This is a genomic window from Streptomyces palmae, assembly GCF_004684805.1.
In the GTDB taxonomy this organism is placed as follows: Bacteria; Actinomycetota; Actinomycetes; order Streptomycetales; family Streptomycetaceae; genus Streptomyces; species Streptomyces palmae.
Genome location: NZ_SRID01000056.1, coordinates 1 through 9,555, shown reverse-complemented (window position 1 = coordinate 9,555; position 9,555 = coordinate 1). Strand labels below are relative to the sequence as shown.

Genomic DNA, 9,555 nt, shown 5'->3' with positions numbered 1-9,555 from the left:
AACCCGCTCCTAGCGCTTCTTGTTCGTCTTGCGGCGGCGGACGATGTACTTGTTGCTCGCCTTCTTGGGAGAACGAGTACGACCCTCCTTCTGACCCCAGGGGGAGACCGGGTGGCGACCACCGGAGGTCTTGCCCTCACCACCACCGTGCGGGTGGTCGACCGGGTTCATCACGACACCACGCACGGTCGGGCGGACGCCCTTCCAGCGCATACGGCCGGCCTTGCCCCAGTTGATGTTCGACTGCTCGGCGTTGCCGACCTCGCCGACGGTGGCGCGGCAGCGGACGTCGACCAGGCGGATCTCACCGGACGGCATGCGCAGGTGGGCCATGGAGCCCTCCTTCGCCAGCAGCTGCACGGAGGCACCCGCGGAGCGGGCGAACTTCGCGCCGCCGCCGGGCCGCAGCTCGATGGCGTGGATGGTCGTACCGACCGGGATGTTGCGCAGCGACAGGTTGTTGCCCGGCTTGATGTCGGCCGTCGGGCCGTTCTCGATCCGGTCACCCTGCTTCAGGCCACGCGGGGCGATGATGTAGCGCTTCTCGCCGTCCGCGTAGTGCAGCAGCGCGATGCGCGCGGTGCGGTTGGGGTCGTACTCGATGTGCGCGACCTTGGCCGGGACGCCGTCCTTGTCGTGACGACGGAAGTCGATCACGCGGTACGCGCGCTTGTGACCGCCACCCTGGTGGCGAACGGTGACGCGACCGGCGTTGTTACGACCGCCCTTGCTGTGCAGCGGGCGGACCAGCGACTTCTCCGGCGTGGACCGCGTGATCTCGACGAAGTCGGCGACGCTGGAGCCACGACGGCCCGGGGTCGTCGGCTTGTACTTGCGGATACCCATTTCTCAGTCCTCGGAAGATTCCGGACTTCTGGACGATCCGATCTCCGTTAGGAGACCGGGCCGCCGAAGATGTCGATACGGTCGCCCTCGGCGAGGGTCACGATGGCGCGCTTGGTGTTGGCGCGCTTGCCGAAACCGGTCTTGGTGCGCTTGCGCTTACCCTGCCGGTTGATCGTGTTGACCCCGGTGACCTTGACCGAGAAGACCGCCTCGACGGCCTGCTTGATCTGGGTCTTGTTGGCGCGCGGGTCGACGACGAACGTGTACTTGTTCTCGTCCAGCAGCGCGTAGCTCTTCTCGGAGACGACCGGCTTGACGAGGATGTCGCGCGGGTCCGAGTAGGTCTTGCTGGTGATCGTGGCCTCAGACATCAGGCCTCGCTCCCTTCAGTCACAGCGGCCTTGGGGCCAGCGACGAAGGACTCGAAGGCGGCCTGGGTGAAGACCACGTCGTCGGAGACGAGCACGTCGTACGTGTTCAGCTGGCCCGGCTCCAGGATGTGCACCTGGGGCAGGTTGCGGGCGGACAGCCACGCGGCCTCGTCCGAACGCTCGGCGACCAGGAGCACGTTCTTCCGCTCGCTGATCTTGCCCAGCAGGGACTTGGCGGCCTTGGTGGAGATGCCACCCTCGACCACGCCGGTGACGACGTGGATGCGGGAGTGACGCGCCCGGTCGGAAAGGGCACCACGCAGGGCGGCGGCCTTCATCTTCTTGGGGGTCCGCTGCGAGTAGTCACGCGGCACGGGACCGTGCACGACGCCACCACCGGCGAACTGCGGCGCGCGGGTCGAACCCTGGCGGGCGCGACCGGTGCCCTTCTGGCGGTACGGCTTGCGGCCACCGCCACGGACCTCGCCGCGGGTCTTCGTCTTGTGCGTGCCCTGGCGGGCAGCGGCCAGCTGGGCGACGACGACCTGGTGGATCAGCGGAACGCTGACCTGCGCGTCGAAGATCTCCGCGGGGAGTTCGACGGTCCCGGCCTTGTCGCCTGCCGGCGAAAGGATGTCAATGGTGCTCATCGGTTACCTCAGGCCCCCTTGGCCGCGGTACGGACCAGGACGAGGCCGCCGTTCGGACCAGGAACCGCGCCCTTGATGAGCAGCAGGCCCTTCTCCGCGTCAACGGCGTGGACGGTCAGGTTCTGGGTGGTGACCCGCTCGTTGCCCATGCGGCCGGCCATGCGCAGGCCCTTGAACACGCGGCCCGGGGTGGCGCAGCCACCGATGGAGCCCGGCGAGCGGTGCTTGCGCTGGGTGCCGTGACCGGCGCCCAGGCCCTTGAAGCCGTGGCGCTTCATGACACCGGCGGTGCCCTTGCCCTTGCTGGTGCCGGTCACGTCGACCTTGACACCGGACTCGAACACCTCGGCGGTGACCTCCTGGCCGAGCGTGTACTCGCTGGCGTCAGCGGTACGCAGCTCCACCAGGTGGCGGCGCGGGGTGACGTCGGCCTTCGCGAAGTGGCCCTTGAGGGGCTTGTTCACCTTGCGCGGGTCGATCTCGCCGAAGGCGATCTGGACGGCGTTGTAGCCGTCCGTGTCAGCGGTACGGACCTGGGTCACGACGCAGGGGCCGGCCTTGACGACGGTGACCGGGACGACACGGTTGTTCTCGTCCCACACCTGCGTCATGCCGAGCTTCTCGCCCAGGACGCCCTTGATCTGCTTAGCCATCTCGCGCGTCACCTCAGAGCTTGATCTCGATGTCGACGCCGGCCGGCAGGTCGAGACGCATGAGCGAGTCGACGGTCTTCGGCGTGGGGTCGAGGATGTCGATGAGGCGCTTGTGCGTGCGCATCTCGAAGTGCTCGCGCGAGTCCTTGTACTTGTGCGGCGACTTGATGACGCAGTACACGTTCTTCTCAGTGGGCAGCGGCACCGGGCCCGCGACCGACGCACCAGTGCGGGTCACCGTCTCGACGATCTTCTTCGCCGAGGAGTCGATGACCTCGTGGTCGTAGGCCTTGAGCCGGATGCGGATCTTCTGTCCCGCCATGGCTACTTCGTAGTCCTGTCTCTCGTAACGCTCTGGAACCCGGTGCGTTCGCGTTCTCCTCCGACCCACGCGGTCGGGCGTGTCGCGCCCCCTCTTGCAGTTCTCCCTTGGAGGGATTCCCTGGAGAAAGGGCAGTACGGGGGAAGAACACCCACCGGGTGCCTGGCTGGGGCCCCGCTGACACTTCCCGGAAGATTCCCGTACTTCCGCCCCTGACAAGGGACGACGAGTACTGCGGGACTCGCTTCCAGTCCTCCCGGCGGGAGGCGCGCAGCATCGGCACTCAACCGAGCAACCTGAACAGTGTGCCATACGGGACAAGGCCCTCGCGAATCGGGCCCGGGAGCTTACCCCAATCACCGGAGCCGCACTCCTCGGGCGGGACCGATCGGGGTGCGCGGGCGCGGCGACACGGCGACGAAGGCGACGCGCCGAGGTCGCCAGAGCGCCTCCGGCGGACGGAGACGCCTCGGTCAGCCGCCTTGGCCACATCGAGAACGCGACGGTCGGCGTGAGTATCCGAACGGCTACGACCAGTGCCCTTCCGTACGTCGAGGCGGATCACGCGCCTGGACACGCCCTCCGGCGCGAGCTGCCGAACGGCCGCCGCGGGCCCCACCTCGCCCGCTCCATCGTGCCCTACGCTTCCCCCCTGCCCGGGACACCGTCCTGAGCTGCGTTTCTCATCAGCGGAAGAAAAAGTCGAAGAAATCCGCCGTCGGATGTCGAGGGATCCGTCTCCGGATCCGACCGAAGGGTGACAGCGCGCCGACGGGGTGCGCGGACGGGGAGGACACCCGAGATGAAGTACGTCGCGATGATCTACGGCAACCAGGCCAAGTGGGACTCCTTCCCGGCCGAGGAGTGGCCGGAGGCGATCGGCCGGCAGGTGGCGTTCAACACCAAGTACCGGGAGACCGGCGAGCTGCTGGGCGCCTACGGGCTCGCGGACGCCGCCGCCGCCCAGCTGGTACGCCGCGAGAACGGCGCCCCGGCGGTCACCGACGGGCCCTACCTGGAGACCAAGGAGTACCTGGCCAGCTTCTACCTGCTGGACTGCGAGAGCCTTGAGCGGGCCCAGGAGATCGCCGCGGACATGCCGTTCGCCGATCTGGAGCCGGTGGAGCTGTGGCCGATCCTGCACGAGTCCCCGGAGGACGTGTGAGCACCGGGCACCCCGGATTCGAGGACCTGCTGCGCGAGCTGGCGCCGCAGGTCCTCGGCGCGCTCGTACGCCGGTACGGCACCTTCGACGCCTGCGAGGACGCCGTCCAGGAGGCCCTGCTGGCCGCCGCCCTGCAGTGGCCCGCGGAGGGGGTGCCCGACAACCCGCGGGGCTGGCTGACGACCGTCGCCTCCCGCAAGCTCGTCGACCAGGTACGCAGCGAGACGGCACGCCGCCGCCGCGAGGACGCCCTCGCACTGGCCACCCCGCAGTCCGCGCTGCTGGCCCACGCCGCCGACGCGGCGCCGGCCGCGGACCGGGACGACTCCCTGGCGCTGCTCTTTCTGTGCTGCCATCCCGCGCTGTCCGCGCCGAGCCGGATCGCACTGACCCTGCGCGCGGTGGGCGGCCTCAGCACCGCGCAGATCGCCGCGGCCTTCCTGGTGCCCGAGGCCACCATGGCCCAGCGCATCAGCCGCGCCAAGCAGACCATCAAGGCGGACCGGACCGCCCTGTCCCTGCCCGCCGGCCCGGACGCCGCCGAGCGGCTGGCCGCGGTCCGACACGTCCTCTACCTGGTCTTCAACGAGGGCTACACCAGCACCGGCGGGACCGACCTGACCGTGCCGGAGCTGTCCACCGAGGCGATCCGGCTCACCCGGCTGCTCCACCACCTGGCGCCCGAGGACGCCGAGACCTCGGGCCTGCTCGCGCTGATGCTGCTGACCGACGCCCGCCGACCGGCCCGCACCGGCCCCCTCGGCGAGCTGGTACCCCTGGCCGACCAGGACCGCGGCCTGTGGGACCGCCGCCTGATCGCCGAAGGCGTGGACCTGCTCAGCCGCACCCTGCCCCGCGGACAGCTCGGCCCCTACCAGCTCCAGGCCGCCATCGCCGCCGTACATGACGAGGCCGAGCACACCGACGCCACCGACTGGCCGCAGATCCTGGTCCTCTACGACCTCCTGGAGCAGGTCGCGCCGAACCCGATGACCAGCCTCAACCGCGCCGTCGCGGTCGCCATGGTCCAGGGCCCGACCGCCGGCCTGGACCTCCTGGCCGAGCTGGCGAGCGACAAGCGCCTGGCCCGCCACCACCGGCTGCACGCCACCCGCGCCCATCTGCTGGAGATGCTCGGGCACCACGAGCCCGCCGCCCACGCCTACCGCGAGGCCGCCCGCCGCACCACCAGCGCCCCCGAACGCCGCCACCTCACGGGGTGCGCCGCTCGGCTGGAGAACCCGTCGGCGTGTTACCTCGGCCGATAGACTCGCTTCCATGAGCGTGGCCCATGACCACTACCCGGAGCTGCACCGTCTGATCGACCGGTTGCGGCCTGCGCAGGCCGAAGCTGTGCGGTCGGTGGTGTTGCAGCTCGTCGTAGACAACACCCGGGACGACGCCGTTGGAGACGAGGGGTCCGCGACACAGCCTCGGCGGCGACGGTTGTCCTTCGCCGGAGCCATCGAGGCAGAGCCGGACCTGGCGACCCGCTCGTCCGACATCCTCCGCCAGGAACTGGGCGAGCCAGACCAGTGATCATCTGCGACACCGGGCCGATCGTCGCCGCGTTCAACGCAAAGGACGACCGGCATGCGGATTGCCTGACGCTCCTGGAGACCCACCCGGGCCCGTTGCTGGTCCCCGCGCCGATCCTGACGGAGGTCTGCTACCTCCTGTCGACACGAGCCGACTCCCGGGCGGAGTCGATGTTCCTGCGAGCCCTCGCCGCCGATGAGTTGCACTTCGTCCCACTCGTTACAGAAGATCTTTCGCGAATGGCTGAGCTCGTCGAGCAGTACGCCGACCTACCCCTCGGAGCAGCGGACGCGTCTGTGGTGGCAGTTGCCGAACGACTGGGTGTGACGGAGATTGCCACAATTGACCTGCGGCATTTTCACGTCGTACGCCCCAGGCACACCCCAGCACTGACGTTGCTGCCCCGCTGACGCCCCCGCGATTCCCTAGGGTGACCGCATGGATCTCCCTCCCATACCGCTGGCCGACCGGATCCGGCTGCGCCCCGTGGCCCTGGACGACGCCGAAGGCCTGTGCCGCGCCTACCTCCGCAACCAGGACCACCTCCGCCCCTGGGATCCGGCCCGGGACGCCCGCTTCTACACGCCCGAGGGCCAGGCCGACCGGGTGCGCGACCAGCTGGCGGAGCGCGACGCGGGTCGGATGCTGCCCTGGGTCCTGGACGACGGTGAGCGCCTCCTGGGCACCGTGACCCTGACCAACATCGTGCAGGGCCCGTTCCGCAACGCGTACCTCGGCTACTGGATCGACGCCGAGCACAACGGCAGGGGTCTGGCCTCCGCGTCCGTCCAGGCCGTGCTCCGGGTCGCCGACGAGGGCCTCGGCCTGCACCGCGTCGAGGCGAGCACCCTCATCGAGAACACCGGGTCCCAGCGGGTCCTGCGCAAGAACGGCTTCGAGCAGATCGGCACCGCCCCGAACTACCTGCACATCAACGGGGCTTGGCGGGACCACCTGCTCTTCCACCGCGTCCTGAACGACCGCCCGCCGGTCTGATCCCCCGCGTCCACCCCGCACCCGCGTCCACGGGTGCGGGGGCGCCTGACGGTGGTCAGACGGTGGACGCGAACCGCACGAACTCGGTCCACGCCTCCGGGCTGAACGTCAGCTGCGGGCCCTGGGGGTCCTTGGAGTCGCGGACGTGGATACGGCCGGAGGTCGCGGCGACCTCGACGCAGGCGGGGCCGTCATTGGTGCTGTAGCTACTCTTGAGCCAGGCGACCTCGACGCACTGGGGGCCGTCGTTGGTGCTGTAGCTGCTCTTGGCCCATTCCACGGTGGACAGGTCTCCGGCGTGGGGCTTGAGTGTCATACCTCTCCCAGCAGTTTCTCGATGAAGGCCAGTGACTCCCTCGGGGTAAGAGCCTGGGCCCGGAGCATGCCGTAGCGCATCTCCAGCACCTGGACCTCCTTGGGAGCCGAGATCAGACGGCTGGCCAGTTGCACCTCGTTGTGCCCGATCGTCGTACCGTCCTTGAGCTTCAGCACCTGGAGAGACCCGGCCAGCCCGGCATGATCCTCACAGCTCGTCGGCATCACCTGGATCACCACGTGCCGCAACTGCCCAATTTCCAGGATTCGTTCGAGCTGTCGACGCAGCACCATTCTGCCCCCGATGGGGCGGCGCAGCGACACCTCCTCCTGTACGAAGGTCAGCAAGGGGGCAGGGCGCAGGTCGAAGATGGACTGTCGCGCCATACGAGCTTCCACCAGACGCGCAAGCTCGTCCTCGGTATAGGCCGGACGCCGGAGTCTGAACAGCGCGCGGGCGTACTCCTCTGTCTGGAAGAGCCCGTGCACGACCATGGTGTCGTACGCGCCCAGCTCGACCGCTTCCGCTTCCAGTCGCGCCAAATCCCGTACTTTTTTCGGGTACCGGGCCTGCGCGATGTCCTCCTTCATCACGGCGATCTTCCCGTCCGCGCCCAGCACCTCGTCGGCCTTGTCGAGGAGCTCCAAGCGGGGGATGCGCCGCCCGCGCTCGATGGCGGAGATCAGCGCCTCTCCGTAGCCCAGGGCCAAGCCCAGGTCCGTCTGCCGCAGGCCCGCCGCCTCCCGCCATGCCTTGATCTGGCGGCCCACCGCACGCACCACCGCTGTGCTGTCGTCTTCCAGTCCGGGATCCAGCGCCGCGCTGTCCGCCCCGTCCGTGAGGAAATTCGCGGGCTTCCCGCCCTCCGTACGGTCACCATCCGTCGCCATCAGGACCACCTTTCACGTAGCCACTTGTGACCAACACCGGCCGTCCGGGAACCGTCACGGTCTACGGGCCGGACAGAGCCGGACACAGGACCGACGGACACCCTCCGTAAGGGCGTTGGCACTTTTCAGGTTAGGCACGGATGGCCACGCTGAGTGATGTGAGTCAAAACATCACTCGAACCGAAAATTCCGCTCAAGTGAGTCTCCAGTTCAGCGTGTTGCTGTCCGCGACCCGCAAGGCCGCTCGGCTGGCTCGGTTGCTCTCTGTCGAGCAGATCCGCGGCTGGGGCCTTCCGCACGAGGCCGCCGCGCTGGTGATCGGGGAACTCGCCGCCAACGCCGCACTGCACGGCCGGGTGCCCGGGCGCAGCTTCCGGCTGACGCTCAGCACCAGCACGGACGGGCCGACCACCACCCTCCGTATCGAGGTGGCGGACACCCGCACCGAGCGGGTGCCGGTCGTCCGCAGTCAGGACGAGGAGGCGGACGGGATCGCCCGTGAATCGGGCTACGGGCTGCTGCTGGTCGAGGAGTTGGCCGATCGCTGGGGGACCTTCCTCGGGCCGCTCCCCCGCAAGACGGTCTGGGCCGAACTCGACCTCCCGGCCTGATCGGACGTGCCCGGCGCACCCCGTTCACCGGAGCCCGGGGAGCCGGGATCCGGTGGCCCGTACGACGGTGGCGCGGGAGATCAAAGACCAAGAACCCTCGGGAAAGAACCCACCAACCCAACCAAACCTCGGACATGTCACCCGAGCGGGTGATTGCTGCCGACCGGGCTGGCGCACCGGTGGTAGCGCGGGGCAGGCTCAGGCTCGGCAAACCGCCATCAACCCAGCCGACAAGTCCCTAAAAGACGTCGGCCCCCGCCGGGACTGCCATCCCGATACGAGGGCCTGACCACGCAGGAAGTCCAACCCTTCCCGATGGATGCAGAGCAGATTAGCGCGTCGACGCGCACACGTCCTCCGGTTCGGCGATCCTCAGCCGGTGTCACCCAGGTGAGCACTCACCAGGCCGACCGGTACTCGATCATCGGCAACCACCTCACCCAGCACCGCGACCTCTCGCTGACCGCGATCGGCCTGGGCGCGTACATCCAGTCCCTGCCGGACGGCGCCCCCGTGGACATCCGCACGCTGGCCAAGCGTTTCCCGGAGGGACGGGAGCGGATCGCGGCGGCGCTGCGGGAGTTGGAGGCGTACGGGTACATAGCCCGGGTCCGGGAGCGTACGCCCGAGGGCCGCATCGTCACCCGCACCTACGCGTACCAGGTCCCCGGTTCGGCCCCCTCGCGCTCCCGCACCCCGGGCACTGCCAACCCGCCTCGCCCACCACGCCGCAAGGACCGTCCCAGGCCGCGCCTGGCGTCGCGGAGAAACCCGCGCCCCAAGTCGGTCATCACGCGCGAGCGCAGGCCCGTACAGATGCCGCCTCTCCCCCGACCAGCCGCAGCCGCCCCGTCGCGTGACCGCGTACCGCCGCCACGACCGGCCGTCCCCACCCCGGAGGGCCACCGCGTACCGCCGCCACGACCGGCCGTCCCCACCCCGGAGGGCCACCGCGTCGCCGCCGCGCTGCTCGCCGGGTTGCGGCACGCGGACGCACGGCTGCTGCTCTCCGAGCGGGATGTGGGGCGGCTGGCCCCGGCCGTGCTCGCCTGGCTGGAGCGGGGCGCGTCCCCCGAGTCCGTACACCGCGCCCTGACCACGGGTCTCCCGCCCAACCTGGCGCACCCGGCCGCCCTGCTCGCCCACCGCCTCACGGTGTCGCTGCCGCCACCTCTGTCAGCCAGGCCCCCGAACCC

The 9,555-nt window shown here is 69.5% G+C and carries 14 protein-coding genes; 7 read left to right on the top strand and 7 right to left on the bottom strand.

Translation table 11 applies throughout. The annotated features are described in order from the left end of the window. Window positions 1–9: 9 nt before the first annotated feature. Genes rplB through rpsJ form a run of 5 tightly spaced genes read right to left on the bottom strand, consistent with a single transcriptional unit; the run spans window position 10 to window position 2,842 of the window. The gene (gene rplB, locus E4099_RS09020; RefSeq protein WP_135338452.1) at window positions 10–846 is read right to left on the bottom strand and encodes a 50S ribosomal protein L2; all 837 of its coding nucleotides are present in this window, start codon (window positions 844–846) and stop codon (window positions 10–12) included. A 47-nt stretch (window positions 847–893) separates the two neighbouring features. Beyond that, entirely contained in the window at window positions 894–1,217 is a 324-nt protein-coding gene (gene rplW, locus E4099_RS09015; protein ID WP_135338451.1) for a 50S ribosomal protein L23, read from the bottom strand. Next, window positions 1,217–1,867, bottom strand: coding sequence for a 50S ribosomal protein L4 (rplD, locus tag E4099_RS09010; protein WP_135338450.1), 651 nt, complete (start codon window positions 1,865–1,867; stop codon window positions 1,217–1,219). Before rplD ends, rplW begins: the two co-directional genes overlap by 1 nt. Before the next feature lie 8 nt (window positions 1,868–1,875). Then, the gene (gene rplC / locus E4099_RS09005) at window positions 1,876–2,520 is read right to left on the bottom strand and encodes a 50S ribosomal protein L3 (protein WP_135338449.1); all 645 of its coding nucleotides are present in this window, start codon (window positions 2,518–2,520) and stop codon (window positions 1,876–1,878) included. Between the two features lie 13 nt (window positions 2,521–2,533). Beyond that, window positions 2,534–2,842 carry a 30S ribosomal protein S10 gene (gene rpsJ, locus E4099_RS09000; RefSeq protein WP_003948644.1) on the bottom strand — a complete coding sequence of 103 codons (309 nt, stop codon included), beginning with the start codon at window positions 2,840–2,842 and terminating at the stop codon, window positions 2,534–2,536. 802 nt (window positions 2,843–3,644) lie between these two features. Between rpsJ and E4099_RS08995 the strand changes: the two genes are divergently transcribed. The 5 genes from E4099_RS08995 to E4099_RS08975 are packed head-to-tail and all read left to right on the top strand — an operon-like array spanning window position 3,645 to window position 6,542. Further along, window positions 3,645–4,007, top strand: a complete 363-nt coding sequence (locus E4099_RS08995) for a YciI family protein (protein ID WP_135338448.1) — start codon at window positions 3,645–3,647, stop codon at window positions 4,005–4,007. Beyond that, entirely contained in the window at window positions 4,004–5,275 is a 1,272-nt protein-coding gene (locus E4099_RS08990; RefSeq protein WP_135338447.1) for an RNA polymerase sigma factor, read from the top strand. Before E4099_RS08995 ends, E4099_RS08990 begins: the two co-directional genes overlap by 4 nt. A 10-nt stretch (window positions 5,276–5,285) precedes the next feature. After that, entirely contained in the window at window positions 5,286–5,546 is a 261-nt protein-coding gene (locus E4099_RS08985; protein ID WP_135338446.1) for a hypothetical protein, read from the top strand. Beyond that, window positions 5,543–5,956, top strand: a complete 414-nt coding sequence (locus E4099_RS08980) for a type II toxin-antitoxin system VapC family toxin (RefSeq protein WP_135338445.1) — start codon at window positions 5,543–5,545, stop codon at window positions 5,954–5,956. Before E4099_RS08985 ends, E4099_RS08980 begins: the two co-directional genes overlap by 4 nt. 28 nt (window positions 5,957–5,984) lie before the next feature. Continuing rightward, window positions 5,985–6,542, top strand: a complete 558-nt coding sequence (locus tag E4099_RS08975; RefSeq protein WP_135338444.1) for a GNAT family N-acetyltransferase — start codon at window positions 5,985–5,987, stop codon at window positions 6,540–6,542. 55 nt (window positions 6,543–6,597) lie between these two features. On the opposite strand, the gene E4099_RS08970 is transcribed toward E4099_RS08975, so the two are convergent. Together E4099_RS08970 and E4099_RS08965 are read right to left on the bottom strand one after the other, a co-directional pair. Further along, window positions 6,598–6,858, bottom strand: coding sequence for a DUF397 domain-containing protein (locus E4099_RS08970; protein ID WP_135338443.1), 261 nt, complete (start codon window positions 6,856–6,858; stop codon window positions 6,598–6,600). Then, on the bottom strand, window positions 6,855–7,748 hold the full coding sequence (locus E4099_RS08965; protein WP_135338442.1) for a helix-turn-helix domain-containing protein: 894 nt from the start codon (window positions 7,746–7,748) through the stop codon (window positions 6,855–6,857). The genes E4099_RS08970 and E4099_RS08965 overlap by 4 nt, the downstream gene beginning before the upstream one ends. Window positions 7,749–7,888: 140 nt before the next feature. Between E4099_RS08965 and E4099_RS08960 the strand changes: the two genes are divergently transcribed. Continuing rightward, complete coding sequence (locus tag E4099_RS08960) at window positions 7,889–8,359, top strand: ATP-binding protein (protein WP_209446561.1); 471 nt, start codon at window positions 7,889–7,891, stop codon at window positions 8,357–8,359. A 390-nt stretch (window positions 8,360–8,749) separates the two neighbouring features. Further along, a partial coding sequence (locus E4099_RS33555; protein WP_209446560.1) for a helix-turn-helix domain-containing protein occupies window positions 8,750–9,555 on the top strand: 806 nt, incomplete at its 3' end.

Excerpts from the sequence above, each read along its gene's own strand:
- rplW (WP_135338451.1), bottom strand. The coding sequence starts at position 1,217 with ATGTCTGAGGCCACGATCACCAGCAAGACCTACTCGGACCCGCGCGAC.
- E4099_RS08995 (WP_135338448.1), top strand. The coding sequence starts at position 3,645 with ATGAAGTACGTCGCGATGATCTACGGCAACCAGGCCAAGTGGGACTCC.
- E4099_RS08985 (WP_135338446.1), top strand. The coding sequence starts at position 5,286 with ATGAGCGTGGCCCATGACCACTACCCGGAGCTGCACCGTCTGATCGAC.
- E4099_RS08960 (WP_209446561.1), top strand. The coding sequence starts at position 7,889 with ATGGCCACGCTGAGTGATGTGAGTCAAAACATCACTCGAACCGAAAAT.
- E4099_RS08975 (WP_135338444.1), top strand. The coding sequence starts at position 5,985 with ATGGATCTCCCTCCCATACCGCTGGCCGACCGGATCCGGCTGCGCCCC.
- rplD (WP_135338450.1), bottom strand. The coding sequence starts at position 1,867 with ATGAGCACCATTGACATCCTTTCGCCGGCAGGCGACAAGGCCGGGACC.
- rpsJ (WP_003948644.1), bottom strand. The coding sequence starts at position 2,842 with ATGGCGGGACAGAAGATCCGCATCCGGCTCAAGGCCTACGACCACGAG.
- E4099_RS08965 (WP_135338442.1), bottom strand. The coding sequence starts at position 7,748 with ATGGCGACGGATGGTGACCGTACGGAGGGCGGGAAGCCCGCGAATTTC.
- rplB (WP_135338452.1), bottom strand. The coding sequence starts at position 846 with ATGGGTATCCGCAAGTACAAGCCGACGACCCCGGGCCGTCGTGGCTCC.
- rplC (WP_135338449.1), bottom strand. The coding sequence starts at position 2,520 with ATGGCTAAGCAGATCAAGGGCGTCCTGGGCGAGAAGCTCGGCATGACG.
- E4099_RS08970 (WP_135338443.1), bottom strand. The coding sequence starts at position 6,858 with ATGACACTCAAGCCCCACGCCGGAGACCTGTCCACCGTGGAATGGGCC.